Source organism: Blastococcus sp. SYSU DS0533, from assembly GCF_054050775.1.
In genome coordinates this window covers 133,256-159,121 of record NZ_JBJGZZ010000006.1, presented here as the reverse complement: position 1 = coordinate 159,121, position 25,866 = coordinate 133,256, and the positions used below count along the sequence as shown (strand labels likewise).

Genomic DNA, 25,866 nt, shown 5'->3' with positions numbered 1-25,866 from the left:
CCGCACCGTAACCGGGCTCAGCCCGCGACCGCGTGCAGCGGCCGCTTCCGGGCGACGGAGACCGCGGTCAGCCCGAAGGCGACCGTGAAGCCGGCCATCGCCAGGACCGCCGCCGCCGGCCGGCCCCCGGCGGCCACGCCGCGGCCCAGCTCGGCGTACCAGTACGACGGCAGGGTGTAGGCCAGCCCGCGCATCGCCTCGGGCAGCATCTCCACCGGCCACCACAGCCCGCCCAGCGTGGCCAGCACCACGCCCAGGATGCCGATGGCGCCCCCGGCGGCCTTCTCGTCCAGCGACAGCCCGACCAGCAGCCCCAGCGCCACGAACGCCGCCGAGCCGGCCCACAGCACCGCCACGAGCGCCAGCCAGGTGCCGGCGGGCAGCTGCACCCCGTTGACGAACCGGCCGACGAACGCGACCACCAGCAGGCTCGGCAGGGCCAGCAGCACCCCGACGAGGACGTCGACGGCGATGACCTGGGTCTGCGGCACGGGCGTGACCCGCAGCTGCCGCAGCCAGCCGGAGGCGCGGTCGAACGAGATGCGGATGGTCGCGCCCAGGGAGGCGCCGATGGCCCCGTAGGCCATCATCGACACCATGATCGACGCCGAGACCTCCTGACGCTCGGCCGTCCCCGGCATCTGCCCGCCGATGATCTTCGTCAGGAAGATCGTGAACAGCGCCGGCAGCAGCACGGTGAAGAAGACGAACTGCTTGTTGCGCGCCACCCGGCGCAGCTGGAAGGCGAAGAGCGGGTTCACCGGGTCGCTCCGATCGTCGTCTGCCGGCGGGCGGGGAGGAGGGAGAGGACGGCGTCCTCGAGGGAGGCGCCGCGCACCTCGAGGTCGGGCAGCCGGCCGTCGGCGAGCAGCGTGCGCAGGGTGGCGTCGGCGTCGGCGGTCGCCAGCCGGACCGTGCTCCCCTGCCAGGTCACCGCGGTGACCCCGGGGACGTCGTCGAACCGGCGCTCGGGCACCGCCGTGAAGGAGATCGTCCGGCCGCCGACGCCGGCCTTGATCTCGGCCGCGGTGCCGTCGGCCACGATGCGGCCACCGGCGACGACCACCACCCGGTCGGCGACGGCGTCGGCCTCGTCGAGGTGGTGGGTGGCGAAGACGACGGTGTGCCCGCGCCCGGCCAGGCCGCGCATGGTGGTCCAGAAGGCGCGGCGGCCGGAGACGTCCATGGCCGAGGTCGGCTCGTCGAGGAGGAGCAGCGGCGGGGCTCCGACGAGCGCCAGGGCCAGCAGGACGCGCTGGCGCTGGCCGCCGGAGAGCGCGTCCACCGGCCGGTCGAGCAGGCCGTCGATGCCGGCGGTGGCCACCAGGTCGGCGAGCGGCCAGGTGCCCTCGCCGGCGGCCCGGCCGAAGCTGCGCCGGACCAGGTGCAGGACCTCGCCGACCCGGGTCTCGCTGGGCAGGCCGCCGTGCTGGAGCATCGCACCGACCGTGCCGGCCCGGACGGCGTCCCGCGGGGTGCGCCCGAGCACGCGCACCTCTCCGGCCGTCGGGGTGAGCAGGCCGAGGACGGCGTTCAGCGTCGTCGACTTGCCGGCGCCGTTGGGCCCGAGCAGGGCGACGGTCTGGCCGCGCGGGATGGTGAGGTCGAGGTCGTCGACGGCGACCACGTCGCCGTAGCGGACGGTGAGCCCGCGGATGTCGAGGGCGGCGGGAGGCATGCCCCGAGCCTGCCCGGCCGGCGGGAGGGTGGAGTAGTGCCGGACGTCGCCACCCGCGTCTGACATCCGTCAGGTCCGGCCGGCGACGGCGCTCAGGTGGCGGGCGTGCAGGCGACGCAGGTGCGCGCGAACGGGCGCAGCTCGAGCCGCTCCTCGGGGATGGCGGTACCGCACCCGGTGCAACGGCCGTAGGTGCCCTCGTCGATGCGGGCGAGCGCGGCGTCGATCTCCTCGATGGTGCGCTGCAGGTCGGCGCTGCGGCGCTGGGCGACCGGGTCGGGCACCGAGGTGGCGCACTCGGCGAGCGCCTCCTCGCGCTGCTGCACGGCCTCGGCGCGCTGCTCCTCGAGCAGGTTGCGGAAGCGGTCGGCCGAGGCGTCGGTCGGGCTGTCGAGGCTGGCGGACATGCGGATCTCCTTCGGGCGAACGCGGGAGGACGCGGTCACCGGTCGGTGGCGCGTCGGGGCGGGCGGTCGTGACCCGTCGAGCGGGTCAGGAACGGCGCGGCGGGGCCCGGTCCTGGCTGCGGCGGAGGACGTCGAGGCCCCGGAGACCGCGGGCACGGCGGTTCATCGCGAGGGCGAGCCGGGCACCGCCGGACAGGGCGAACGGCGGGTGCACGGAGGGGTGCGCTGCTGGTGCGGACACCGACGCCCCCCTCCGTGCCACCCGGCCCCGTTGCCGGAACGGGGACCATAACCGACGTTCGCGTACCGCAATAACCCCCTTCGGGTGAAACCGGTCCCCGGCAGCCGCCGTCGGCCCCCTGCAGGGGCCCGCCGCGAGCGTGCGAGCGGTGGGGGCAGGGGGCCCTTCAATCGGTGAGGTCGCGGACCACCGCGTCGGCCAGCAGCCGGCCCCGGTCGGTGAGGACGGCCCGCCCCGCGGCGTGGGCACCCGGCTCGAGCAGCCCGCCGGCGACGGCCACCGCGGCCCGGGCCCGCCCGGTGGCCGTCAGCGCGGTCAGCGGCAGCCCGTCCCGCAGGCGCAGCCCGAGCATCACCGTCTCCAGGGCCCGGTCGGCGTCGTCGAGCACCTCCGCGTCCTGCGCCGGGCTCTCGCCGCGGGCCAGCCGGTCGGCGTAGGCCGCGGGGTGCTTGACGTTCCACCAGCGCACCCCGCCGACGTGGCTGTGCGCGCCCGGGCCGACGCCCCACCAGTTCGCGTTGGCCCAGTACAGCTCGTTGTGCCGGCAGCGGGCCGCCGCGGAGGTGGCCCAGTTGGAGACCTCGTACCACTCGAAGCCGGCCCGGCGCAGGGTCGCGTCGGCCTGCTCGTAGCGGTCGGCGAGCACGTCGTCGTCCGGCATGGGCAGCTCGCCGCGCCGCACCCGGCGGGCGAGCCTGGTCCCCTCCTCGACGATCAGGGCGTAGGCGCTGACGTGGTCGACCGGCGAGGCCAGGACGGCGTCGAGCGAGGCCGCCCAGTCGGCGTCGGTCTCCCCCGGCGTGCCGTAGATGAGGTCAAGGTTGACGTGCTCGAAACCCGCCGACCGGGCCTCGTGCGCCGCCTCGACCGCGCGGCCGGGGGTGTGCCGCCGGTCCAGGGCGGCGAGCACGTGCGGCGCGGCCGACTGCATGCCGAGGCTCACGCGGGTGAAACCGGCCCCGCGCAGCCGGGCCAGCGACGCCGGCGAGACCGTCTCCGGGTTGGCCTCCGTGGTCACCTCGACGTCGTCGGCGACGGGGAAGAGCTCCCGGACGGCCGCGAGCACCGCGGCGAGGTCGTCCGCGGGCAGGAGGGTGGGCGTGCCCCCGCCGACGAACACGGTGGAGACCGTCGGGAGGTCCGGGCCGAGCGTGCGGGCGGCGCGCTCGAGCTCGGCGATCGCGGTGCCGGCGTACTCGCTCCGGTTGGCGCCGGGCCCGAGCTCCTCGGAGGTGTAGGTGTTGAAGTCGCAGTAGCCGCAGCGGGTCGCGCAGAACGGCACGTGCACGTAGAGGCCGAACGGCGTGGTCGCGAGCTCTTCGCGGGCGCCGGCGGGGAGCCGGTCGGGGCCGGGCGACCCGGGCGGCAGGCCGGCGTCGTCGATCAGCGGCAGGACGGTGTTCATCTGCTCCCAGTGTGCCGCGCCGGCCCGCAGGGGCGGCAGGATGCCGGGCGTGACCTCCGACCGAGTGCTGCAGGTGTCCCTCTCGCGCGGCGTCGCGACCCTGACGCTGGACTCCCCGGTCAACCGCAACGCGCTCTCGCGGGCCATGCGCGCCCAGCTGCGCGGTGCGCTGACCGACGCCCTGGCCGACGACGCGGTGCGGGTGGTGGTGCTGGACCACACCGGCCGGGTGTTCTGCTCGGGGATGGACCTCTCCGAGGCCGCCGGCGGCTCCGCGGAGGACCAGGGGGTGCGCGAGTTCCCGGAGCTGCTCCAGCTGCTGTGGTCCTCCCCCAAGCCGGTCGTCGCGGTGGTGCGCGGCCCGGCGCGCGCAGGCGGTGTGGGGCTGCTGGCCGCCTGCGACGTCGTCCTCGCGGCGTCGTCGGCCACCTTCGCCTTCTCCGAGGTGCGCCTGGGCCTGGTGCCGGCGGTGATCTCCGCCGTCGTCCTGCCCCGGATGACGACGCACGTCGCGCACCGGCTGATGCTCAGCGGCGAGGTCTTCGACGCCACGACCGCCGCCTCCGGCGGGCTGGTCGACCTGGTTGCTGCCGACGACGACGTCGACGCGGCGCTCGCCGGGCAGCTCACCGCGCTGGCGGCGGGGGCGCCCGCCGCCCTGGCCGAGACCAAGCGGCTGCTGCGGGCGCGCCAGCCGCAGCTCTCGTTCGAGCCGCTGCTCGACCTCTCGGCGCGGTTCTTCGCCGGCGAGGAGGGCCAGGAGGGGATCGCGGCCTTCCGCGAGAAGCGCCCCGCCCGCTGGGTCCCCGCCGCCGACGGCTCGTCCTCGGCGTGAGTCGCGCTCTGCCCACCCTGGGTGGGCAGAGCGCGACCACCCGCGGAACCCCTGTCGGGGGGCGGCGGCCCCGGAGCGGCCTGCTCCCGCAGCGCTCGTGCCCGGCCCACGAGAGTTGGCAGGGCACGGGCATGCCGGGACGGAGCCGTCAGAGGGCGCAGGTCGCGATCGTCTGGCCGGGTCGTCGGATGTCGGCATCGCCCTGAGCCGCTTCTCGGTGGACACACGAGATCACGGACGGCCTCGGAGCAGCAGGCTGCCGTGACGGGCGGACGCCGGGACGCATGCCGATCGGTGCAGCTTCAGCGCAGGCGGCGGGTGTTGTCGGGCAGCCGCTGGGTGACCCCCCGCCCGTCCAGCCACTCCATGAGCGGGACGGCGACCCGGCGGCTGGTGCCCCACGCCTGGCGGGCCTGGCTGAGGGTGAACGGCTGCGGCACCGCGGCCAGCCGCTCCCGTGCGACCGCCTCGATGCCGGGTGCCAGGTAGACCCCCTCCCCCACCCGCACCAGCTGGCCGCTGCGCACGGCTGCGGCGAGCTCCCGGCTGCCCAGCCCGGCGGCCACCAGGTCGGGGGCCTCCGGGGCGGCGAAGGGGTCCGCGGCGAGCCGCGCGCGCACGGCGTCGACCGCCCGCTGCACCTCCGGCGGCAGATCGGCCGCGCCGTCGACGACGCGCCCCTCGCGCAGGACCAGCGGCTCGCGGACCAGCGCCGGCACCACCTCCGCGTCGGGCAGCTCCAGGGCCCGCCGCACCACCTCGGCCGGCGGCCCCGGTTCCAGCGGCCGCAGGCGCCGGTAGCGCGCGACGACCTCGGGCAGCCGGGCGGCGAGCTCGTCGGCGAGGCCGGCGGCCAGCAGCCACGGCCCGTGCCGCGTCGCCCCGGCGGGAACCGGCCAGCCCATCGCGGCGAAGTCGGCGGCGCGGACGATGCGGCGGCGGGCCAGGGCGGCGGAGGCGCCCTCCACCCCGTCCGGCTGGGCGACGAGCTCGGCGGCCCGCTGCCGCGCGGCGCCCCGGCGCCGCAGCTCGGGCGGGTCGACGTCGCGCACGTCGGCGCCCAGCACCCGCCGGGCACCCGGGTCGCGCAGCAGCAGCCGGTCGCCGATCCGCAGCGGCAGCGGCGAGGCCAGGCGCAGGCGCACCGCCGCACCCTCGAGCGGGCGCAGGCGGGCCCCCACGGTGGCCGAGCCCACGTGCACGACCGGGCCGGCCGGCAACCGGTCGCCGGGCACCGCGGTCAGCGTCACGTCGACGACGTCGGTCAGCCGGAACGCCCCCGGCGTGAGCAGCGCGTCCCCCCGCGTCAGCTCCTCCACGGCGACGCCGCGCAGGTTCAGCGCCACCCGCGCGGTGGCCTCGGCCCGCTCGACCGGCTGACCGAGGGACTGCACGCCGCGCACGGTCACCTCGCGATCACCCAGGACGAGCCGGTCCCCGGCCGCGACGGCCCCGGCGGCGAGCGTCCCGGTGACCACCGTGCCGGCGCCCTTGATGGTGAACGCGCGGTCGATCCACAGCCGCACGGGCCCACCCGTGTCCGGGGCCGGCAGCCCCCCGAGCAGGCGCTCGAGCGCCGCCGTCAGCTCGGGGACGCCCTGCCCGGTGACCGAGCTGACCGCGATCCCGGGCACCTGGCCCATGGACGTCGCCGCGAGCCGCTCCTGCACGTCGGCCAGCACCGGTGCCGGGTCGGCGAGGTCGGACTTGGTGACGGCGAGCAGGGCGTGCCGCACGCCCAGCGCGTCGAGGACGCCGACGTGCTCGGCCGTCTGGGCCGACCATCCGTCGTCTGCCGCCACGACGACGACGGCGGCCGGGACCGGGCCGACGCCGGCGAGCATGTTGCCGACGAAGCGCTCGTGACCGGGGACGTCGACGACCGCGAGCCGGCGGCCCGAGGGCAGCGTGGTCCACGCGAAGCCCAGGTCGATGGTGAGGCCGCGGCGGCGCTCCTCGGCCCAGCGGTCGGGCTCCATCCCGGTGAGCGCCCGCACCAGCGCCGACTTGCCGTGGTCGACGTGGCCGGCCGTCGCGATCACGTCCACCGGCGGGCCACCTCCAGCACCGCGTCGGCGAGGGCGTCGTCGGCGTCCGGGGGCACGCTGCGCAGGTTGAGCAGCGTGCGACCGTCCTCGACGTATCCGACCACCGGGGTCGCGCCCAGCCGCAGCGGCTCGGCGAAGCGCTCGGCGAGCGCCACGGCGGCGCCGGGGAGCGGGTGCTCGGGCGCCCCTCCCCCGCCGACGCGGGAGTCGGCGTCCACCGCCTCGGCCTCCACCCCCGCGGCCACGAGCCGGGCCGCCAGCGCGCCCGCCCGGTCCCGCAGGCCGGCGACGTCGGCCACGAGCATCCGCTGCACCGGCGGCAGCGGGCCGCGCAGCGTCGCCTCGAGGGCGGCCAGCGTCGTCTTGTCCACCCGGAACGCCCGGTAGAGGGGGTGACGGCGCAGCCGCTGCACGAGCTCCGCCCGGCCGAGCACGAGCCCCGCCTGCGGGCCGCCGAGCAGCTTGTCGCCGCTGGCCAGCACGAGGTCCGCGCCCGCGGCGAGCGTCGTCTGCAGGTCGGGCTCGTCGGGGAGGACGGGATGCGGCCGGAGCAGGCCGGAGCCGACGTCGGCGACCAGCGGCACCCCGGTGCCCCGCAGCGCCGTCGCCAGCTCGCCCACCTCCACCGCCCGGGTGAAGCCGCGCACCACGAAGTTCGACGGGTGCACCTTGAGCACCGCGCCGGTGGCGGGCCCCAGGACGTCCCGGTAGTCGGCGAGCGCCACCCGGTTGGTGGTGCCGACCTCGCGCAGCCGGGCGCCGGTGCTCTCGAGCAGCTCAGGGATGCGGAAGCCGTCGCCGATCTCCACCAGCTCCCCGCGGGCGAGCACCAGCTCACGGCCCTGCCCCAGGGCGGTCGCCACCAGCGCGAGGGCGGCGGCGCAGTTGTTCACCACGAGCGCGGCCTCCGCGGCGGGCACCGCATCCAGCAGCGCCGCGATCGCCGCCTCGCCGCGCGGGCCGCGGCGGCCGGTGCGCAGGTCCAGCTCGACGTCGGTGGTGCCGCTCGCCGCGACCACCGCCTCGACCGCGGCCGCCGAGAGCGGCGCACGGCCGAGGTTGGTGTGCACGACGACACCGGTCGCGTTGAGCACCGGGCGCAAGCTGCCGGCCACGGGCGGGAGGTCGGCGAGGACGGCGTCGACGGCGTCGTCCGGGGCGACCTCGCCGGCCCGGATCCGCTGCTGGACGCGCTGCACGGCGCTCTTGACCAGGACGCGCCCCAGCCGCTCACCGGCCCCGGCCAGGCGGGGGTCGGCGAGCAGCGTGTCGGTGCGGGGCACCAGGCGGCGCGGGTCGGTCGTCATCGCCCCGCAGCGTAGGTGCGGGGCGGGAGCTGGCGGAGGCGGACGGGAATCGAACCCGCCTGGCCGAGATGCTCGGCCACGTCGGCTTTAGAGGCCGCGGGGGCCACCAGACACCCTGACGCCTCCGCGGGTGAGCCTACGGGGTGGAACTGTCGGAGGTCGGTGCCAGCATCCGCGGCGTGAACCGCACCGAGCCCCGCACCCCCGCGACGCTGCCGCCGGTCGCCCTCACGCCCGAGGAGGCGGCCGCCGTCGCCGCGGCGCTGGCCGCCCGGCCCGCGGGCCCCTACGCGGAGGCGGGGCAGACCGCCCTGGAGAAGGTGCTGACGGCGCTGGAGCCCGATCCGGCGCAGCGCGCGCGGTTGCTGGCGAGCAGCCGCCGGCTGGCCGCCGAGGCCGCGCGCGACGCCGAGGTCCGCCGCCGCGTGGAGCAGGGGCTCACCGATCGGCGCGTCCTGGTGCTGGCTACCGCGACCGCGAGGGCCGCTGGTCGGAGCGGGCCGTCGAGCCGCAACTGCTCGTCCGCGCCGGCGCCCACGAGTTCTTGCTGGCCTGCTGCCGGGAGCGCCAGGAGCTGCGCTGGTTCCGGGAGGACCGCATCGGCGCCGCCGAGGTCACCGGTGAGCCCGCGCCCCGGCGGGACCTGTCCGGCGTCGGTGCGCCGCCCTCGGCGGGGCACCCGGCGGGGCGGAAGCTCCCCCGCACCCCGCCGCCCCCGGCGCCACCCCGGCTCCGGGTGCTCCGCGGCGGCCGGGCCTAGATTCGGGGCCGTGACCACCGCACCCGCGCGCATCCGGCTCACCCAGTACGCCCACGGCGGGGGGTGCGCCTGCAAGATCCCGCCCGGTGAGCTCGAGGCGGTCGTGGCCGGGCTGACCGCGCAGGGGCCGGTCGACCCGGCCGCCGAACTGGTCGTGGGGCTCGACGACGGCGACGACGCGGCGGTGGTCCGCATCGCGGGCGGGCAGGGGCTGGTCCTCACCACCGACTTCTTCACACCGGTCGTCGACGACGCCTGCACCTTCGGCCGGATCGCCGCGGCGAACGCGCTCTCCGACGTCTACGCGATGGGCGGCACCCCCGTCGTCGCCGTGAACCTGCTCGGCTGGCCCCGGGACGTGCTGCCCGCGGAGCTCGCCGCCGAGGTGCTGCGCGGCGGCCTCGAGGTGGCCCAGGCGGCCGGCTGCCACGTCGGCGGCGGTCACTCCATCGACGACCCCGAGCCCAAGTACGGCATGGCGGTCACCGGCGTGGTCGACGTGGACCGGCTCATCACCAACTCCGGGGCGGTGGCCGGCACGCCGCTCACCCTCACCAAGCCGCTGGGCGTCGGGGTGCTCAACAGCCGCATGAAGGCCACCGGCGAGGTGTCGGAGGAGGCGGTCGCCGCGATGACCACGCTCAACCGCGAGGCCGGGCGGGCCGCGGTCGCCGCCGGCATCCGCGCGGGCACCGACGTCACCGGGTTCGGCCTGCTCGGCCACCTCTACAAGATGGCGCGGGCCAGCGGGGTCACCGCCGTCGTCGACGCCGCCGCCGTCCCCTACCTCACCGGTGCGCGGGAGGCGCTGGCCGCCGGGTTCGTCTCCGGGGGCACGCGCCGCAACCTCGACTGGGTGCGCCCGCACGTCGACTTCTCCGCGGTGGACGAGGACGAGGCGCTCCTCCTGGCCGACGCGCAGACCTCCGGCGGCCTGCTGCTCGGCGGGGAGGTGCCCGGCTCCCCGGTCATCGGCGAGTTCGTGCCGCGCGGCGAGCACGTGGTCATCGTCCGCTGACAGGCCCGGGAGCATCGCAGCGAGGAACGAGCGAGGAGCGGACCGGGGCGCGGAAGCGGACCAGGGGTGATGGTCCGCTGAGCCCCCAGCGACGGCGCGTCGCCGCGGCACGCCGGGGACCGGCCCGGCACCGCGCGGGGACCGCTCCCCCCGGCGGCCGGGCTCGTGCAACCGTCCCGCCAGGTCGGGTGCGACGGTGCACACGGCGGCGGACCGGCGGGGAGGACGACGTGGCGGTGCGGACGGCGGCACGGGCGGCGCTGGCGGCGGGACTGGCGGCCGCGGCCGTGGGGAGCGGGGCGGGAGCGGCCGGTGCCGCGGGTCCGGGCGGCGGGGTGGGCGACCCGGCGTGGCGTGCCAACGCCGTGTTCGTGGACCAGACCCAGGGCGTCCTGGTCGACGTGACCGTCGCGGAGGCCTCGGCCGCCCGGACCACGGTGACCGTGGACCTCTTCTCCGAGGGGTGGGTGTGCGCCGTGCAGGGACAGCCCTCGGTCGCCGACGTCGTCCACCTGGAGTCCGCCCGCGTCGGGGGGACGTTCGGCTACACCTGCTCGGAGGGGACGGGCGGTGGCCAGGGGCTCGCGCCTGCCGCGCTGCAGGGCACGGTGGCCCTCGACGTCACCTGGACCGGCGTGGGCTCCCCGGTGGCGCAGCCGCTGTTCGACGGCGCGGTCGGGCGCTACGTGGTGCGGGACGCCGACGTCGACGCGACGGTGTCCGTGACCGGTCACCTCTCGGCCGCCCCGGAGGTGGACTCGGGTCACCTGGCCCGCGAGTCGACCGTGGTCCCTCCCGGCCGTCTCCGCTGATCCCGGACGGCCGGCGGTCCGGAGGACACCGGGCGGAGTCCTCGGCTAGGTTCGCCGTCATGCTGGCTGCCTTCGTCTCCACCCCTGCCCCGAAGGACCCGCTCTCCGTGCTGGAGATCGGTGAGCGGCCCGAGCCCGAGGCGCCTGACGGCTGGACGACGATCCAGGTCAAGGCGGTGTCGCTGAACCACCACGACCTGTTCAGCCTGCAGGGCATCGGGCTGCCCGCCGAGCGGATGCCGATGATCCTCGGCACCGACGCCGCCGGCATCGACGAGGACGGCAACGAGGTCGTCGTCCACGGCGTCATCTCCACGCCCGACTGGATGGGTGACGAGACGCTCGACCCGAGGCGGTCGCTGCTCTCGGAGGTGCACCAGGGCTCGATGGCGGAGAAGGTGGCCGTCCCCCGGCGCAACCTGCTGCCCAAGCCGGCGGAGCTCACCTTCGCCGAGGCCGCCTGCCTGCCCACCGCGTGGCTGACCGCCTACCGGATGCTGTTCGTGAAGTCCGGGCTGCGGCCGGGGCAGACCGTCCTCGTGCAGGGCGCCAGCGGCGGGGTGGCGACGGCGCTCATCGTGCTCGGCCGCGCCGCCGGCTACCGCATCTGGGTCACCGGTCGCAGCGAGGAGAAGCGGGCCGCCGCGCTGGCGCTGGGCGCCGAGCAGGCGTTCGAGAGCGGCGCCCGGCTGCCCGAGCGGGTCGACGGCGTGATGGAGACCGTCGGCGAGGCCACCTGGAGCCACAGCATCAAGTCGCTCAAGCCCGGGGGCGTGCTCGTCATCTCCGGCGCGACGACCGGCTTCAACCCGGGCGCCGAGCTCAACCGGGTCTTCTTCACCCAGCTGTCGGTGATCGGGTCGACCATGGGCACGAAGTCCGAGCTCGAGGCGCTGATCCGGATGTGCGCCGTGACCGGCGTCCGCCCGCAGATCGACGTCGAGCTGCCGCTGGCCGACGCCCGGGAGGGCTTCGCCCGGATGCTCGAGGGCCGCACCAACGGGAAGATCGTCTTCACGCTCTGAGGCGAGCGGCGGTGTGCGCCGACGCGCCGTTCTCCGCTGGGAACTGCGCGTCGGCGCAGACCGTCAGTGGACGAGCTTGAGGCCGACGACGCAGGCGACGATGCCCGCCAGCAGCAGCACCCGCACCAGCGAGACCTGCTCGGCACCGGTGACCATCGCCCACGCGACGGTCAGGACGGCGCCGATGCCCACCCATACCGCGTAGGCGGTGCCCAGCGGCAGCTCGCGCATCGCGAACGCGAGCCCGCCCATGCTCGCGACCAGCGCGACGCCGAAGACGACGGAGGGCACCAGCCGGGTGAAGCCCTGGGACCGGTCGAGCGCCGCCGCCCACACCGCTTCCAGCACCCCGGACAGCACCAGGACCAACCACGACATCTCGGGCTCCTCTGGCGCCGTCTTGTCGCACACCGGGTACGGCACCGCTCGTCCGGGAGCCGGGGGGTGGCTCCCCTCCACCTTCGCACGTGTCAACACGACGGTTGACACGCCACCGCGGGTCCTCGTCGAACAGCTGGAGGCGCTGCAGGTCGGCAACGCCCGCGACCAGGGGTGGACCTGGGAGCAGATCGCCCAGGAGCTCGGGGTCAGCCGGCGGGCGGTGCACAAGAAGCACGCGGGCGGTCGCGGGCCGTTCCGACGGAGGGACTGACGATGTTCGAACGGTGCACGCAGCAGGCCCGCGACGTCGTGGTGGGCGCACAGGCCAGGCGCGCGCTGCGGCCCCGACGGGCACCTCGCGCACGGCCTGATCCGCGAGGGCGAGAGGCTGGCCACGAAGGTGCTGCACGACCGCGGCGTCGACCCCCCGGCGCTGCGGGACGACCTCAGGCTCGCGCTCGGCTCCTGACCGGCGCACCGCGCAGCAGGACCAGGGCGGCGATCGCGGCCAGCGCGGCCGCGACCGCCGCCCCGGCGAAGACGGTGTGCAGCTGGGTGAGCACGGCGGCCTCGGTCGCGGCGTCGTAGGCCGCGCAGTCGGCCGGGCTCGCCGGGCAGAGCTCCACGGGGCTGCCGATCGCCGCCACCTCGGCGGTGAACCGGCGCAGCGCGACGGCGGTGAGCAGCGACAGCCCGGCCAGCATGCCGACGGTCCGCGCCACGACGGCCAGCGAGCTCGCGCTCCCGTGCACCCGCGGCGGGGTGACCGCCAGCAGCACCGCGTTGACGGGGGCGATCGCGAGCCCGAAGCCGAAGCCCGCGGCGACGAGGGCGACGGTCGACCAGGCACCGTCCAGCGCCTGCTCGTCCCACCTCGTCATCGCGACGAAGGCGACCGCCGCCAGGGCCATCCCGGCGCCGGCGACGACGCGGGCGGCCACCACCCGGCACAGCCACCCCCCGGCCACCGCCCCGACCGGCACGGCAACCAGCAGCCGCAGCAGCACCAGGGCGGCGCCCAGCTGGTCACCGGGCGCCGTGGTCGCCCGGGCGAACAGCGGGACGTCGACGAGCGCGGCCACCAGCGCAGCCCCTACGAAGAGGTTCACCACCAGCGCACCCCACGCCCCGACCGGCCGGAGCGCCGCGGGCGGCAGCACCGGCTCCCGGGCGCGCCGCTCGTGCAGCACGAACAGGGCGCCGGTGACGGCGGCCAGCGGCAGCAGCACCCATCCGTGCGCGACCACCTCGCGGGCCGGGTCGGCGGCGGCGAAAGCCCAGACCAGGGCGCCGAGCGAGACGACGGCCAGCAGCGAGCCGACGACGTCCACCTCCCGCGCCAGCCGGCCGAGCCCGCCCAACGGCAGCACCGCACCCGCGGGGTGAAGCAGGCTGCGCGCGGCGAGCAGCACCGCGAGCACGACGGTGGCCAGCAGCAGGGGCGCCGTCCACACCGCCCCGTCGAGCAGCGGGACCCACAGCAGGCCGAGGGTGACGTCCTCGGCCAGCGCGGGCGGCTCGGCGAGCAGCAGCCCCAGCGCGACGGCCGCCGGCGCGGCGAGGCCGAGTCCCACCGGGTCCGGCCGCCGGACCCGCCCGGTGACGACGACGCCCGCAGCCAGTGCCAGCCCGAGCAGCAGGTTGAGCCAGAAGATGGCGCGCCAGTCGGCGACGGCGAGCACCGCCGCACCCGCCAGCGGCCCGAGCACCGCACCGGCCTCCTGCACGGCGCCGACCACGCCGAGCGGGACCGCCCGCCGCTCGGGCGGCCATCGGTCGGCGACCAGCGCCAGCGTGGCCGGCACCAGGCCGCCGGCGCCGATGCCCTGCAGCCCGCGCCCGGCCACGGCGGGGCCGAGCGTCCCCGCCGTCGCCGTCAGCAGCGAGCCGAGGGCGAACAGCAGCAGGCAGCCGATGAGCACCGGGGCGCGCCCGCGCAGGTCGGCCAGCCGGCCGAGCAGCGGCAGCGTCGCGGTGTAGCCGAGCAGGAAGCCGCCGACGATCGGCGTCGCCTTCTGCAGCTCGTCCAGCCCCACCCCGACGCCGGTGAGGATGTCGGGCAGGGCGAGGACGACGACGTAGGTGTCGGCGGCCGTGACCAGCACGGCGAGGGTGGCGAGGACGATGGCGGCGGCCCCGGGGACCGCCCGGGCGCCGGGCTCAGCCGGTGGCCGGTGCGGTGATCTCGACATCGGCCCCGAAGTCGCTCAGCTCCAGGACGTAGGTGGCGTCGGTGCCGGCCTCGAAGAACGGACCGCTCAGCTCGGCCCGGCGCAGCTCGCCGCTGTCGGTGGCCACGAAGAACCGGGCCTGCACCGGCTGGGAGGGGTCCTGGCTGGTGAGGAGCTGCTGCACCAGGTCGCCGGGCAGCTCGGCGGTCACCTCGCGGACGACGGTGCCGTCCACCCGGCGCTCCTGCCCCAGCTCGGCTCCCTCCGCCTCGACGAGCAGCTGCGAGATGCCGGTCTCGGGGTCGAGCAGCGCGCCTGGGTCGCCGATGCCGAACTGCGCGGGGTCGATGACGCTGAAGCCGCTGGAGAAAGGCAGCTGCGCGTAGACGGTGCCGTCGACCGAGACGACCTCCAGGTCGAGGCTCGACCCGACCGCCAGCACCTGCAGCGTCCCGTCGAAGGACGACGGGCGGGCGATGTCGCCCTCCCCGCCCACCAGCACGGTGCCGCTGCGCGGCGCCCCCTCGCTGTCCAGCACGAAGTGCGCGCTCTCGGCCTCGTCGAGGGTCTGCTTGGCCCGCTCGAGCAGGGCGGTCGCCGACTCGGCGGGCTCGTCGGAGCCGCAGGCGGCCAGCACCGGGCCGGCGAGCAGCGTCAGCGCGAGCAGCGGCGCGCCCGTCCGGCGCAGCAGCATGACGTCCTCCCGTCGCGGCGGGACTCCCCGGCCCTCGCGGCGGACACTAGCGCGCCGGGCCGCTCAGCCGGGGACGGCTCGGGCCCCGATCCGCGCCGCCAGCTTGGCCCGGTTGCGTTCCGGGAAGGTGCCCAGCGCCGGGGCCAGCTCGGCGACCCGGTGCTTCTGGGTGGTCCAGACCCGGAACGTCAGGCCCACCGTGACGCCGTGGCCGGGGCGGTGCAGCACCTCGATCGCGTCGCCGGCGCCGATGTCGCCGGCTTCGAGCACGCGCAGGTAGGCGCCGCTGGCGCCGTGGGCGGTGAACCGCTTCACCAGCTGGGGCTCGTCCCAGAAACGGGCGAAGTTGGCGCACGGGATCCGCGGGGCGGTCACCTCCAGGAGCGCCGTCCCGACCCGCCACCGCTCGCCGACCACGGCCGCGGTCAGGTCGACACCCGTCGTCCGGAGGTTCTCGCCGAACCGGCCGGGCGGCAGCTCGCGGCCCAGTTCGGCGATCCAGACGTCGGCGTCCTCCTGGGCGTAGGCGTAGACCTGCTGCCCGTCGCCCCCGTGGTACCTCCGGTTGACCTGCACGTCGCCGTCCAGACCAGCAGGACCGACGGCGACCCGACCGGCGACCGGGCGCTTGTCGATGCCGCTGCGGTCGGGCCTGCGATCCGGCAGCGGGAGGAGGTCCGCGCCCGAGACGCAGACCGCCTCGACCCGCGGGGTCACTTCTTGGAGGCGGTCGACTCGTTGGTGGAGAGCGCGGCCACGAAGGCCTCCTGGGGGACCTCGACGCGGCCGACCATCTTCATCCGCTTCTTGCCCTCCTTCTGCTTCTCGAGCAGCTTCCGCTTGCGGGTGATGTCACCGCCGTAGCACTTGGCGAGGACGTCCTTGCGGATGGCGCGGACCGTCTCGCGGGCGATGACCCGGGAGCCGACGGCGGCCTGGATGGGCACCTCGAACTGCTGCCGCGGGATGAGCTCGCGCAGCTTGCCGGCCATCATCACGCCGTAGCTGTAGGCCTTGTCCTTGTGCACGATGGCGCTGAAGGCGTCGACGGCCTCCCCCTGCAGCAGGATGTCCACCTTGACCAGCGCGGACTCCTGCTCGCCGGCCTCCTGGTAGTCCAGGGAGGCGTAGCCGCGGGTGCGGGACTTCAGCGCGTCGAAGAAGTCGAAGATGATCTCGCCGAGGGGCAGCGTGTAGCGCAGCTCCACGCGGGACTCGCTCAGGTAGTCCATCCCGCCGAGCTGGCCGCGCCGGCTCTGGCAGAGCTCCATGATCGCGCCGGTGTAGTCGCTGGGCGCGATGATCGTGGCGTTGACGATCGGCTCGTAGACGGTGTCGATCTTGCCCTCGGGCCAGTCGCTCGGGTTGGTCACCGTGATCTCGGAGCGGTCCTCCATGATCACGCGGTAGACGACGTTCGGCGCGGTGGAGATGAGGCTGATCCCGGCCTCGCGCTCCAGCCGCTCGCGGACGATCTCCAGGTGCAGCAGGCCGAGGAAACCGACGCGGAAGCCGAAGCCCAGTGCCGCCGACGTCTCGGGCTCGTAGGTGAGCGCGGCGTCGTTGAGCAGCAGCTTGTCCAGGGCCTCGCGCAGCAGCGGGTAGTCGCTGCCGTCGATCGGGTAGAGGCCGGAGTAGACCATCGGCTTCGGGTCGCTGTAGCCGCCGATCGGCTCGGCCGCCGGCTTGTGCTGCAGGGTGACGGTGTCACCGACCCGGGACTGGCGGACGTCCTTCACCCCGGTGATGAAGTAGCCCACCTCGCCGACGCTGAGGCCCTCGACGGGCTTGGGCTCGGGCGAGATGACGCCGATCTCCAGCAGCTCGTGCGTGGCGCCGGTCGACATCATCTTGATCCGCTCGCGCGAGGAGATCTTCCCGTCGACCACGCGGACGTAGGTGATGACACCGCGGTAGATGTCGTAGACGGAGTCGAAGATCATCGCGCGGGCCGGGGCGTCGGCGTCGCCGACCGGGGCCGGGATCTCCTGCACGATGCGGTCGAGCAGCGCGGGGACGCCCTCGCCGGTCTTGCCACTGACCCGGAGGACGTCGTCGGGCTCGCAGCCGATGATGTGCGCGATCTCGGCGGCGTACTTCTCCGGCTGCGCCGCGGGCAGGTCGATCTTGTTGAGCACCGGGATGATCGTGAGGTCGTTCTCCAGCGCCAGGTAGAGGTTGGCCAGCGTCTGCGCCTCGATGCCCTGGGCGGCGTCGACCAGGAGGACCGCGCCCTCGCAGGCGGCCAGCGACCGGGACACCTCGTAGGTGAAGTCGACGTGCCCCGGGGTGTCGATCATGTCGAGGACGTACTCGGTATCCCCGACGGTCCAGGGCAGGCGGACGTTCTGCGCCTTGATGGTGATGCCGCGCTCGCGCTCGATGTCCATGCGGTCGAGGTACTGGGCGCGCATCTGCCGTGCCTCGATGATCCCGGTGACCTCGAGCATCCGGTCGGCCAGCGTCGACTTTCCGTGGTCGATGTGGGCGATGATGCAGAAGTTCCGGATGCGGGCCGGGTCGGTGGCAGCAGGAGTCGTCACAGTGCCGCCATCGTCCCACGTCCGGGCCCGGGGTCGTAGGCGGGCGCGGCCGCCGGGTCCCGCGAGGTGTGCCGGACGTCGCCGGACGGCGGGTTGGGGTGGCCGACGGGGCGCTGGTATCTTTGCAGGCCGGTCCTGTGGCGCACGCCGCCCGGACGCACGAACGACTGTCAGAAGTACTCCCTCCTGTCGAGACACCGAGGCTCACGCGTGGCGAACATCAAGTCCCAGATGAAGCGGATCAAGACCAACGAGAAGGCGCGCCAGCGCAACGTTGCCGTCAAGTCCGCCCTGAAGACGGCCGTCCGGCGGGTGCGCACCGCCGCCGAGTCGGGGGACGCCGCGGCTGCGACCGCCGCCTACCAGGCCGCTGCCAAGCAGCTGGACAAGGCCGCGAGCAAGGGCGTCATCCACAAGAACCAGGCCGCCAACCGCAAGTCGGGTCTGGCGAAGCTCACCGCCGGTCTCTGACCGGTCCGCGTCCACCCGGACGCGCGCTCGACGACGAGCCCCCTCCCCTCGCGGGACGGGGGCTCGTCGCGTTCCCGCCCACCCCAGCACGCCCCGTAGGAGTCCCGTGACCGCCCCCGGCCGCCGCTTCCTCGTCCTGCACGGGTGGCAGAACCACCGTCCCGCGCACCACTGGCAGTGGCAGCTGGTGGAGTCGTTGCGCCGCTCGGGTGAGCACGTGCTCTTCCCCGATCCCGACCGGCCGGTGCCGGCCACGTGGACGGAGCTGCTGCGCGCCGAACTGGCCCAGCTGGGCGACGGGGAGCGCGTGGTGGTCGCGCACTCCCTCGCCGTGCCGCTGTGGCAGCACGCGGCGTCGCTGCTCACCCCGGAGGAGCGGGTGGACCGGGTGCTCCTGGTCGCCCCGCCGGCGCCCGAGGTGCTGGCCGGCTACCCGGAGGTGGCCGCCTTCGCCGCGTTCTGCCCCGACGCGGACCAGCTGGGCCGCGGCGCCGGCTCGGTGCGCCTGGTGGCGAGCGACGACGACCCGTACTGGCCCGGCGGCGGCGCGGTCCCGGTGTACCGGGCGCTCGGCATCGACACCGACCTGCTGCCGGGTCAGGCGCACCTGGACCCCGAGGCGGGCTACGGCCGGTGGCCCGCCGTCGAGCAGTGGTGCCTGGACCCGTCGACCCGCCTGACGCCTCGCTGATCCCTCGTCGGCGAGACTGATCCCTCGTCGGCGGGCCGGCCGCCCGGGTCAGCGGCCGGTGCGCACCCGGCCGCGCCCGGTCTCCGCCCGGATGGTGACGATCCGCCGGATGGCCCGCTCGAGCGCGTAGTCGGCGCTGGCGGCGACGCCCTTGACGTCGGCGTTGAGGTCGGCGGCCACGCCGAGGGCCTGCTGGAGGCCCTCGATGCTCCAGCCACGCGCCTGCGCCTGGGCCTTCTTCACCTTCCACGGCGGCATCTTCAGCGTGCGGGCGAGGTCACCGGGGTTGCTGGAGCTCAGCGAGGCCACCCGCGCGGCGGTGCGCACGCCGTCGGCGATCGCGTCGGCGATCAGCACGTGCGCGACCCCGCGCTCCAGCGCCCAGCGCAGCATCTCGATGGAGCCGGCGCGGTCGCCCGTCAGCACCCGCTCGGCCACGGTGAACCCGGTGACCTCCGCCTGGCCGCGGTGGAAGCGGGCGACGTCGTCGGCGTCGATGCTGCCGCCGAAGTCGGAGACCAGCTGGCCGGCGGCGGCCGAGAGCGACCGCAGGTCGGCGCCGATCGCGTCGACCAGCGCCGTGACCGCGTCGGGGGTGATCCGGCCGCCCAGCTGGCGCACCTCGTTGCGCACGAAGGCGATGCGGTCGCCGACGGAGGAGATCTTGGGGCACTCGTCGACCGCGGCGCCGGCGGCCTTGAACGCCTTGACCAGCGCCTCGTTCCGCTTGCCGCCGGAGTGCACGACGACCAGCGTCAGGTCGGGGTCCGGGTCCCTGGTGTAGCCGGTGAGCGCGTCGGCCAGCGCGGACGCCGCCTCCTGCACGCCGGTGACGACGACGAGCCGGTGACCACCGAACAGCGACGGCGCCAGCACGTCGGCGAGCTCGCCCACCGGCAGCCCCATCGCGGCCAGCTCGTGCACCTCGCCGTCGGGGTGGCGGGCGAGCACGGCCCGGCGCACGGCAGCGACGGCCCGGGAACGCAGCAACTCCTCCTCGCCGATCACCACCCGCAGGCGCGACGTGGGCTCGACGGGGGCGGCAGGCACCCCCGCATGGTGCCACGCGGCACCGACGGTCCGTGGCGACCGCCCGGGCCGCCGGGAGCGCCTCCGGGGGCGTGGGGCCGGGCGGCGCCGCCTGCCCGCCGGCGTCCGTCCCGCGGGCGACGATCCCCCAGTCGCCGGCCGTGCCGACCACCGCGAGGTCGCCGTCCCGGTCGGTGCGGTGCACCCGGCTGCCGGCGTCGGCCAGCCAGTCCAGCAGCCGCGGCGCCGGGTGCCCGTAGCCGTTGCCGGCCCCGACGGAGATCAGCGCGCTGCGGGCCCCGGTGGCGGCCAGGAACGCCGGGTCGGTGTCCGCGCTGCCGTGGTGGGGCACCTTGAGCACGTCGGCACGCAGGTCGGCGCCGCTGTGCAGCAGGGCGGCCTCCTCGTCGGCGCCGATGTCACCGGTGAGCAGCAACCGGAGCCCTCCCACGGTCACCCGGGCCACGAGGGAGAGCCCGTTGGGATCGGCCGCAGCGGTGGCCCGGCGCGGATCCGGCGCGAGCACCTCGACCTCAGCCCCGCCCACGCTGCGCCGGTCACCGGGGACCAGCACCTCGCGGGTGCCGCCGGTGCGCGCGACGAGCGCGTCGACGCGCGCGGCGCGGTCGTCCGCCGGGGACAGGGTCCCCGTGGCCACCACGCCCACCCCGCGGCCGGTGAGCGCGCCGGCGAGACCCCCGGCGTGGTCGGCGTCCAGGTGCGACAGCAGCACGAGGGGCAGGGCATCGATGCCCAGCCGGTCGAGGCAGCGGTCGATGGGGGCCGGGTCCGGGCCGGCGTCGACGAGGACCCCCCGCCCGGCGCCGAGCGGCAGCACCAGCCCGTCGCCCTGCCCGACGTCGCACGCCACGAGCACCGCACCGGCCGGGGGCCAGCCGTCGAGGCCCTGGCGCAGCGGCCAGCCGACCAGCACGAGCCCGACGAGGGCCGCCAGCGCGAGCGGGCGCGCCCGCGGGAAGCGCCACAGCAGGCAGCCGGCCACCAGCAGGAGGACGGCGAGCAGCAGGGCCCCCACCGTGCCGGGCGGCCAGCCGGCGACTGCGTCGGGCGCTGCGGCGGCCCGCTCGGCCACGAGCACGATCCAGCGCACCGGCCACCCGGCGAGCCCGACCAGCGCATCGGCGGCCCAGGGGAGCGCCAGGCCGGCCGGGGCGGCCAGCAGCCCGAGGACCGTCGCCGGTGGCACGGCCGGCGCCGCCAGCAGGTTCGCCGGCAGCGACACCAGGCTCACCGTGCCGGTCAACCCGGCGATCACCGGGGCGGTCGCCAGCCCGGCCGCCGCGCTCACGGCCACCGCGTCGGCGGGCCACGCCGGCCAGCCGTGCCCGCGAAGCCGCCGCGCCCACGGCGGGGCCAGCAGCACGATCGCCGCCGTCGCGACCACCGACAGCGTGAACCCCGGGTCCCTCGCCAGCCCGGGCTCCACCAGGAGCAGCACGGTCACCGCCGCACCGAGCGCCGGCAGCGCCGCGCGGGATCGGCCCGACGCGAGGGCCAGCAACGTGACCGTGCCCATGGCGGCAGCCCGGAGCACGCTCGCGCTCGGCCGGGCCAGCACCACGAAGCCGACCAGCGCCAGCCCGCCCACCAGCGCCTGGACCCGCCGGTCGACCGCTCGGCGCCGCAGCGGCCGGAGCACCCCGGCGACCACGATCGCCACATTGGCGCCGGAGACAGCGGTCAGGTGGGCCAGGCCGGCGCGCTGGAACTCCTGGTCGAGCACCGGGTCCATCCGACTGGTGTCGCCCACCACGAGCCCCGGCAGCAGGCCGCCCGCGCGGTCGTCGAGCACCCGCTGGGACGCGGCGCCCAGCGAGCGACGGAGGTCGCCGGCCACGCCCTGCACCGTCCCCGGCCCGCCGAGCGCCTCCGGTGGGCCGCGGGCAGAGAGGACCGCCACCACGTCGTCGCCGGCCTCGGGCAGCGCGAGGCCGGCGCGCACCCGCAGGCGCTGGCCGGGCAGCAGGCCGGACCAGCCGTCAGCGGGCGCGAAGACCAGGACGGGCTCGTCCAGGTGGTGCACCGCGCCGTCCCCGACCAGCTCGGTGACCTCGGCCTCCAGGAGCACGCGCGGCCTCCCACCGCCGCCTGCCAGCAGTTGTGGGTCGCCGCGCACGGTGAGGACCACCCGCGCCGTCCCGCCTGCCTCGGCGGCCGCCCGCAGCGGGGACGCCTCCCGGGCGGCTCCCCGCACGGCCGCGGTGCCCGAGCCGACCGCGACCCCGGCCAGGACGACGAGGGCCAGGGCCGCCGCCGGGCCCCGCAGGCGTGCGAGGTACGCCGCAGCAGCGAGCGCCGCCCCGGCGATCAGCGCCAGCGCGGTCCACCGCAGCCGGGGCGCCACCAGGCCCGTGCCCCACACGGCCGCCGCCAGCGGCCAGAGCCGCAGGTCCAGGACCCGCCGTGGGTGCGGCGCGCTGCTCACATCTGCACCAGCTCGGCGAGCTCCGCGGCCTTGGCCGGGCCGATGCCCGGCACCTGGTCGAGCTCCTCGACGCTGGTGAAGGCCCCGTTGCGCGTGCGGTGCTCGACGATCCGCTGGGCGAGGACCGGGCCGATGCCCGGTAGCGCGTCGAGCTCGGCGACCCCGGCGGTGTTCAGGTGCACGCGGCCACCGGGCGCCGCGGGGGGCGGTCCACCGGCCGCCGCTCCGGGCACCCCCACGGCGATCTGCTGCCCGTCGGAGAGCGGCGCGGCCAGGTTCACCGCTGCGGGGTCGGCGCCGGGGAGCAGCCCGCCGGCGGCTTCGACGGCGTCGGCGACCCGCGCGCCGGCCGGCAGCGTCACCAGCCCCGGCCGCGCCACCTGGCCCACCACGGCGACGACCACGGGTGAGGACGTGCCGGCCGCCTCCCCCACCGATTGCCCGCCGGGTGCAGCGCTGCTTGGCGCGGACGCCACAGGCGCGGGCGCCGCCGCCGGCTCCACCCGCGGGCGTTCCGCCCACGTCCAGACCAGCAGGAGCAGCACCGCCACGACGGCGGCCGCCCAGACGGCCCGGCCACCCATCCGCCCGGCGTCCCAGCGCTGCGTCGTTCCGGGCGCGCGGTGCCGGCCCCCACCGGCCGGCCGGTCCACGGGCGCAGGGGACTCCACCGGCACGGTGATCCGCGCGTCCGCCGGCCACCCGGGCCCGTCCTCGTCGTCGGGCAGCCAGCCGCCGGTGACCGGCCGGGGTTCGGCCAGGACGGCCCGCAGCCGGGCGCGGATCACGTCGGCGTCGTCGTCGCGGCGGACTAGGAGGCGCACCCCGGCGACGCTAGGGAGCCCGGCCGCCGCCGCACCCGGTCACAGCGCGACCTGTGGAGGAGCCCCCGGCTGTGGACGACCGGCGCCCCCGTCCGCGGGGTGCGCGGCACCCTGTGCGGGTGCAGCCCCGCCCGCGGTCAGCCCGTGCCCGTCCCCGTGCCCGCGTCGCCGGCCGGTCGCGCCACCGGCTCCGGACCGGTGGAGACGACCACCCCGACGGCCCCGGGACCCACGTGTGCGCCGATCGCGGCGCCGAGCTCGCTGACGTGGAGCTCGCGCACCCGGGGTACGCGCGCGCGCAGCTCGGTCACCAGCCGGTCGGCGCGCTCGGCGGCCGCGAGGTGGTGCACGGCCAGCGACACCTCCCGCTCCCCCGCGTGCTCGACCACGTGCTGGACCAGGCGGGCCAGCGCCCGCGCCGAGGTGCGCACCTTCTCCAACGGCACGACGCGGCCGTCGACCACGTGCAGCACCGGCTTCACCGCGAGCGCCGAACCGAGGACGGCCGCCGCCGAGCCGATCCGCCCGCCGCGCCGCAGGTGCTCGAGCGTGTCCACCACGAAGAGCGTGCGGGTGCGGTCGGCGGCCTCGCGGGCCACCCGGGCCACGGTGTCGCCGTCGGCGCCACGCGCGGCCGCACGCGCGGCCTCCAGCACGGCGAACCCGGTGCCCATCGCCGCCGAGCGGGAGTCGACGACGGAGACGACGTGCTCCCCGACCTGCGAGGCGGCGACGCGCGCCGCGTCCCAGGTGCCGGAGAGCTCCGCGGAGAGGTGGACCGACACGAGGCGGTCGGCCCCGGCGTCCAGCGCCGCCCGGTACGCGGCCACGAAGTCCCCGGGCGTGGGCCGCGACGTCGACACCTGCTGGCCGCGGGCCGACAGCGCCTTCGCCACGTCCTCGGAGCCGATGTCCTCGCCTTCCCGCCCCGACCGGCCGGCCAGGACCACGTACAGCGGGACGACCCGGATGCCCAACTCGTCGGCAAGCACACCCGGCAGGTAGGCCGTCGAATCGGTGAGGACGGCGACGGGCATTCGGCGAGGCTAACCGTCGCCACGCCACCGGGTCGTGCGTGGTGGCGGCAGCCGGTCAGCCGACGGCGTCGGCGTCCTGGTCCGGGCGATCACCGGCCGCGCCCGGTGCCCCCTCCTCGGGGTCGGCGCGCAGCCGGTCCGCCCCGGGTGCGGCGAGCCCCTCGGGGAGCGGACCGGCCGATGCGTTGTGCCGCATCAGCCGCCACCGGCCGGCCTGCCGGGTCAGCTCGCTCCACGCGCAGTTGCCCAGCGGGCCGAACACCCGGCGGTGGTCGGGCCCCAGGTCCAGCAGCGTCTCGATCATCCGTCCGCTCGTGCCCCCGTGGGTCACCACCACGGCGACGTCGGCGGGCGGGAGGTCGGCGAGCGCGGCGAGCACCCGGGCGGCGACCGCCGGGGCCTCCTCGCCGCCGCGGCCGCGCACCGGGCGCCCGGCCAGCCAGTCCGCGTACTGCTCGGGGTACCGGTCGGCGACCTCGTCCCGGGTCAGCCCTTCCCAGCTGCCCATGCCGTGCTCGCGGAGCCGGGGGTCCAGCCGCAGCGGCACGCCGAGCAGGGAGGTCAGGGCCCGCGCGGTGTCGGCCGCGCGGTCGAGGTCGCTGGCGACCACCGCGGTCGACCGGCTCCCGAGACCGGCGGCCGCCACGAGGTGCGGGGCGGCGTGGGCCGCCTGCGCGCGCCCGACGTCGTCCAGCGGCGGGTCCAGCTGGCCCTGGAACCGTCCGGCCGCGTTCCACCGGGTCCGCCCGTGCCGCCAGACGACCAGACGGGTCACCGGCAGCTCGGGCAGGGCCGGTGCCGTCACTGGCCGGCCGTCTCCGCGACGGACGGAGAAGCGGGGTCTGCGGAATCCTCCGCGCCGCTCGCGGGACGGTCCGCGTCGGTGAAGGGGATGGAGGGGCAGTCCTTCCACAGCCGCTCGAGGGCGTAGTAGGCCCGCTCCTCGGCGTGCTGCACGTGCACCACGACGTCGACGAAGTCCAGCAGCACCCAGCGGGCCTCGGCGACGCCCTCCCGCCGGACCGGCTTGACACCGTGCTCCCGGAGCCGCTCCTCGACCTCGTCGACGATCGCCTGGACCTGCCGCTCGTTGGGTGCGGAGGCGAGGACGAAGGCGTCGGTGATGGCGAGCCGCTCGCTGACGTCGACGATGGTGACGTCGGTGGCGAGTTTGTCCGCGGCGGCCTGGGCGGCGCGCAGCGCGGTCTCCCGGGCCTCGGGCGAGGCGGTCATTCGGGCACCTCCTGGAGGTGGGACGTCGTGGGTGTGGTGCGCTCGCCGGTGGCGTCCGGGGTGGCTCCCGGCCCGGCCGGCGGGCGGTCGTAGGTGGGGCGGTCGCCCGCCGGCCGGCCGTCGCGGACGGGTCCGGCGGTCGGACGCCGCGCGGTGCTCCGGTAGAGACCCCGCTTCTCGATGTACTGGACGACGCCGTCGGGCACGAGGTACCAGACCGGCATCCCGCGGCCCACCCGTTCGCGGCAGTCGCTGGAGCTGATCGCCAGCGCGGGGATCTCCACGAGGCTGACCCCGCCCTCGGGCAGGTGGCTGTCGGCCAGCGTGTAACCGGGCCGCGTGACGCCGATGAAGTGGGCCAGCTCGAAGCACCGTGCGCCGTCGCGCCAGGTCATGATCTGCGAGAGGGCGTCGGCGCCGGTGATGAAGAAGAGCTCGTCGTCGGGCCGCTGGGCGTGCAGGTCGGTGAGGGTGTCGTAGGTGTAGGTCGGCCCGCCCCGGTCGATGTCGACCCGGCTCACGGAGAACCGCGGGTTCGACGCCGTCGCGATCACGGTCATGAGGTAGCGGTCCTCGGCGGGGCTGACGTCCCGGTCGCTCTTCTGCCACGGCTGACCGGTCGGCACGAACACGACCTCGTCGAGCCCGAACAGACCGGCGACCTCGCTCGCGGCGACGAGGTGCCCGTGGTGGATGGGATCGAAGGTCCCACCCATCACGCCGACTCGTCGTCCCGCCACCGGCCGAGCGTATCCGGGTGGCGCCGGACGGCGCCGCGAGGACCGGTCCGCCCGGGGTGCTCCCCCGCCC

At 76.4% G+C, this 25,866-nt stretch carries 26 protein-coding genes, 1 tRNA gene, 1 pseudogene and 1 riboswitch; of the genes and pseudogenes, 9 read left to right on the top strand and 19 right to left on the bottom strand.

The genetic code is table 11. From position 1 onward, the window contains the following. Positions 1-17 precede the first annotated feature (17 nt). The 4 genes from ACI79W_RS10180 to hemW all read right to left on the bottom strand — a co-directional run bounded on the left by ACI79W_RS10180 (position 18) and on the right by hemW (position 3,731). Positions 18-761 (bottom strand): ABC transporter permease, encoded by a 744-nt coding sequence (locus ACI79W_RS10180; RefSeq protein WP_456561958.1) that lies wholly within the window; start codon positions 759-761, stop codon positions 18-20. Further along, entirely contained in the window at positions 758-1,678 is a 921-nt protein-coding gene (locus ACI79W_RS10175) for an ATP-binding cassette domain-containing protein (RefSeq protein ID WP_456561957.1), read from the bottom strand. The genes ACI79W_RS10180 and ACI79W_RS10175 overlap by 4 nt, the downstream gene beginning before the upstream one ends. Before the next feature lie 92 nt (positions 1,679-1,770). Further along, positions 1,771-2,085, bottom strand: coding sequence for a TraR/DksA family transcriptional regulator (locus ACI79W_RS10170; RefSeq protein ID WP_456561956.1), 315 nt, complete (start codon positions 2,083-2,085; stop codon positions 1,771-1,773). Between the two features lie 407 nt (positions 2,086-2,492). Beyond that, positions 2,493-3,731 (bottom strand): radical SAM family heme chaperone HemW, encoded by a 1,239-nt coding sequence (gene hemW / locus ACI79W_RS10165; protein ID WP_456561955.1) that lies wholly within the window; start codon positions 3,729-3,731, stop codon positions 2,493-2,495. Positions 3,732-3,780: 49 nt separating this feature from the next. On the opposite strand from hemW, the gene ACI79W_RS10160 reads away from it, so the two are divergent. Then, positions 3,781-4,566, top strand: a complete 786-nt coding sequence (locus ACI79W_RS10160; RefSeq protein WP_456561954.1) for an enoyl-CoA hydratase-related protein — start codon at positions 3,781-3,783, stop codon at positions 4,564-4,566. Between the two features lie 302 nt (positions 4,567-4,868). On the opposite strand, the gene selB is transcribed toward ACI79W_RS10160, so the two are convergent. The 3 genes from selB to ACI79W_RS10145 form a co-directional block, all read right to left on the bottom strand. Further along, a complete protein-coding gene (gene selB / locus ACI79W_RS10155) occupies positions 4,869-6,614 on the bottom strand; it encodes a selenocysteine-specific translation elongation factor (RefSeq protein ID WP_456561953.1) in 1,746 nt (581 codons plus the stop codon). Further along, complete coding sequence (gene selA, locus ACI79W_RS10150) at positions 6,605-7,921, bottom strand: L-seryl-tRNA(Sec) selenium transferase (RefSeq protein WP_456561952.1); 1,317 nt, start codon at positions 7,919-7,921, stop codon at positions 6,605-6,607. The genes selB and selA overlap by 10 nt, the downstream gene beginning before the upstream one ends. 30 nt (positions 7,922-7,951) lie before the next feature. After that, a tRNA-OTHER gene (locus ACI79W_RS10145) sits at positions 7,952-8,047 on the bottom strand. 4 nt (positions 8,048-8,051) lie between these two features. Here ACI79W_RS10145 and ACI79W_RS10140 point away from each other — a divergent pair. From ACI79W_RS10140 to ACI79W_RS10125, 4 genes are all read left to right on the top strand, one after another. Beyond that, on the top strand, positions 8,052-8,681 hold the full coding sequence (locus ACI79W_RS10140) for a WYL domain-containing protein (RefSeq protein ID WP_456561951.1): 630 nt from the start codon (positions 8,052-8,054) through the stop codon (positions 8,679-8,681). Positions 8,682-8,691: 10 nt separating this feature from the next. Continuing rightward, positions 8,692-9,699 (top strand): selenide, water dikinase SelD, encoded by a 1,008-nt coding sequence (selD, locus tag ACI79W_RS10135; RefSeq protein WP_456561950.1) that lies wholly within the window; start codon positions 8,692-8,694, stop codon positions 9,697-9,699. Between the two features lie 230 nt (positions 9,700-9,929). Continuing rightward, positions 9,930-10,511: a hypothetical protein gene (locus tag ACI79W_RS10130; protein WP_456561949.1), complete on the top strand. Its 582-nt coding sequence runs from the start codon at positions 9,930-9,932 to the stop codon at positions 10,509-10,511. A gap of 59 nt (positions 10,512-10,570) precedes the next feature. Next, entirely contained in the window at positions 10,571-11,536 is a 966-nt protein-coding gene (locus ACI79W_RS10125) for a zinc-binding dehydrogenase (protein WP_456561948.1), read from the top strand. Between the two features lie 63 nt (positions 11,537-11,599). Here ACI79W_RS10125 and ACI79W_RS10120 read toward each other — a convergent pair whose 3' ends face one another. Continuing rightward, positions 11,600-11,914: a DMT family transporter gene (locus ACI79W_RS10120; RefSeq protein ID WP_456561947.1), complete on the bottom strand. Its 315-nt coding sequence runs from the start codon at positions 11,912-11,914 to the stop codon at positions 11,600-11,602. A gap of 11 nt (positions 11,915-11,925) precedes the next feature. Further along, positions 11,926-11,990, bottom strand: a riboswitch (guanidine-III (ykkC-III) riboswitch). Between the two features lie 60 nt (positions 11,991-12,050). Between ACI79W_RS10120 and ACI79W_RS10115 the strand changes: the two genes are divergently transcribed. After that, positions 12,051-12,188, top strand: coding sequence for a helix-turn-helix domain-containing protein (locus ACI79W_RS10115; protein WP_456562017.1), 138 nt, complete (start codon positions 12,051-12,053; stop codon positions 12,186-12,188). A gap of 129 nt (positions 12,189-12,317) precedes the next feature. Then, positions 12,318-12,386, top strand: coding sequence for a hypothetical protein (locus ACI79W_RS10110; RefSeq protein ID WP_456562016.1), 69 nt, complete (start codon positions 12,318-12,320; stop codon positions 12,384-12,386). Here ACI79W_RS10110 and ACI79W_RS10105 read toward each other — a convergent pair. From ACI79W_RS10105 to lepA, 4 genes are all read right to left on the bottom strand, one after another. Continuing rightward, positions 12,364-14,022 carry an MFS transporter gene (locus ACI79W_RS10105; RefSeq protein ID WP_456561946.1) on the bottom strand — a complete coding sequence of 553 codons (1,659 nt, stop codon included), beginning with the start codon at positions 14,020-14,022 and terminating at the stop codon, positions 12,364-12,366. The genes ACI79W_RS10110 and ACI79W_RS10105 overlap by 23 nt on opposite strands. Positions 14,023-14,077: 55 nt before the next feature. Continuing rightward, positions 14,078-14,782, bottom strand: a complete 705-nt coding sequence (locus ACI79W_RS10100; RefSeq protein ID WP_456561945.1) for an LppX_LprAFG lipoprotein — start codon at positions 14,780-14,782, stop codon at positions 14,078-14,080. A gap of 63 nt (positions 14,783-14,845) precedes the next feature. Next, positions 14,846-15,499, bottom strand: a complete 654-nt coding sequence (locus ACI79W_RS10095) for an MOSC domain-containing protein (protein WP_456561944.1) — start codon at positions 15,497-15,499, stop codon at positions 14,846-14,848. Then, complete coding sequence (lepA, locus tag ACI79W_RS10090) at positions 15,496-17,325, bottom strand: translation elongation factor 4 (protein WP_456561943.1); 1,830 nt, start codon at positions 17,323-17,325, stop codon at positions 15,496-15,498. The genes ACI79W_RS10095 and lepA overlap by 4 nt, the downstream gene beginning before the upstream one ends. A gap of 210 nt (positions 17,326-17,535) precedes the next feature. Between lepA and rpsT the strand changes: the two genes are divergently transcribed. Next, on the top strand, positions 17,536-17,796 hold the full coding sequence (rpsT, locus tag ACI79W_RS10085; protein WP_236826314.1) for a 30S ribosomal protein S20: 261 nt from the start codon (positions 17,536-17,538) through the stop codon (positions 17,794-17,796). 106 nt (positions 17,797-17,902) lie between these two features. Continuing rightward, on the top strand, positions 17,903-18,487 hold the full coding sequence (locus tag ACI79W_RS10080) for an RBBP9/YdeN family alpha/beta hydrolase (RefSeq protein WP_456561942.1): 585 nt from the start codon (positions 17,903-17,905) through the stop codon (positions 18,485-18,487). 48 nt (positions 18,488-18,535) lie between these two features. Here ACI79W_RS10080 and holA read toward each other — a convergent pair whose 3' ends face one another. The 7 genes and pseudogenes from holA to nadD form a co-directional block, all read right to left on the bottom strand. After that, positions 18,536-19,537 carry a DNA polymerase III subunit delta gene (holA, locus tag ACI79W_RS10075; protein WP_456561941.1) on the bottom strand — a complete coding sequence of 334 codons (1,002 nt, stop codon included), beginning with the start codon at positions 19,535-19,537 and terminating at the stop codon, positions 18,536-18,538. A gap of 319 nt (positions 19,538-19,856) precedes the next feature. Continuing rightward, positions 19,857-21,881: pseudogene (locus tag ACI79W_RS10070) on the bottom strand (ComEC/Rec2 family competence protein); the annotation flags it as partial. A 77-nt stretch (positions 21,882-21,958) separates the two neighbouring features. Continuing rightward, complete coding sequence (locus ACI79W_RS10065; RefSeq protein WP_456561940.1) at positions 21,959-22,786, bottom strand: helix-hairpin-helix domain-containing protein; 828 nt, start codon at positions 22,784-22,786, stop codon at positions 21,959-21,961. Between the two features lie 137 nt (positions 22,787-22,923). After that, complete coding sequence (locus ACI79W_RS10060) at positions 22,924-23,823, bottom strand: DegV family protein (protein WP_456561939.1); 900 nt, start codon at positions 23,821-23,823, stop codon at positions 22,924-22,926. A gap of 55 nt (positions 23,824-23,878) precedes the next feature. Further along, positions 23,879-24,628 (bottom strand): histidine phosphatase family protein, encoded by a 750-nt coding sequence (locus ACI79W_RS10055; RefSeq protein ID WP_456561938.1) that lies wholly within the window; start codon positions 24,626-24,628, stop codon positions 23,879-23,881. Further along, complete coding sequence (gene rsfS, locus ACI79W_RS10050) at positions 24,625-25,056, bottom strand: ribosome silencing factor (protein WP_456561937.1); 432 nt, start codon at positions 25,054-25,056, stop codon at positions 24,625-24,627. Before rsfS ends, ACI79W_RS10055 begins: the two co-directional genes overlap by 4 nt. Continuing rightward, positions 25,053-25,796: a nicotinate-nucleotide adenylyltransferase gene (nadD, locus tag ACI79W_RS10045; protein WP_456561936.1), complete on the bottom strand. Its 744-nt coding sequence runs from the start codon at positions 25,794-25,796 to the stop codon at positions 25,053-25,055. Before nadD ends, rsfS begins: the two co-directional genes overlap by 4 nt. Between the last annotated feature and the right edge of the window lie 70 nt (positions 25,797-25,866).

Excerpts from the sequence above, each read along its gene's own strand:
- ACI79W_RS10170 (WP_456561956.1), bottom strand. The coding sequence starts at position 2,085 with ATGTCCGCCAGCCTCGACAGCCCGACCGACGCCTCGGCCGACCGCTTC.
- selA (WP_456561952.1), bottom strand. The coding sequence starts at position 7,921 with ATGACGACCGACCCGCGCCGCCTGGTGCCCCGCACCGACACGCTGCTC.
- ACI79W_RS10175 (WP_456561957.1), bottom strand. The coding sequence starts at position 1,678 with ATGCCTCCCGCCGCCCTCGACATCCGCGGGCTCACCGTCCGCTACGGC.
- hemW (WP_456561955.1), bottom strand. The coding sequence starts at position 3,731 with ATGAACACCGTCCTGCCGCTGATCGACGACGCCGGCCTGCCGCCCGGG.
- ACI79W_RS10060 (WP_456561939.1), bottom strand. The coding sequence starts at position 23,823 with ATGCCCGTCGCCGTCCTCACCGATTCGACGGCCTACCTGCCGGGTGTG.
- ACI79W_RS10120 (WP_456561947.1), bottom strand. The coding sequence starts at position 11,914 with ATGTCGTGGTTGGTCCTGGTGCTGTCCGGGGTGCTGGAAGCGGTGTGG.
- rsfS (WP_456561937.1), bottom strand. The coding sequence starts at position 25,056 with ATGACCGCCTCGCCCGAGGCCCGGGAGACCGCGCTGCGCGCCGCCCAG.
- ACI79W_RS10100 (WP_456561945.1), bottom strand. The coding sequence starts at position 14,782 with ATGCTGCTGCGCCGGACGGGCGCGCCGCTGCTCGCGCTGACGCTGCTC.
- ACI79W_RS10125 (WP_456561948.1), top strand. The coding sequence starts at position 10,571 with ATGCTGGCTGCCTTCGTCTCCACCCCTGCCCCGAAGGACCCGCTCTCC.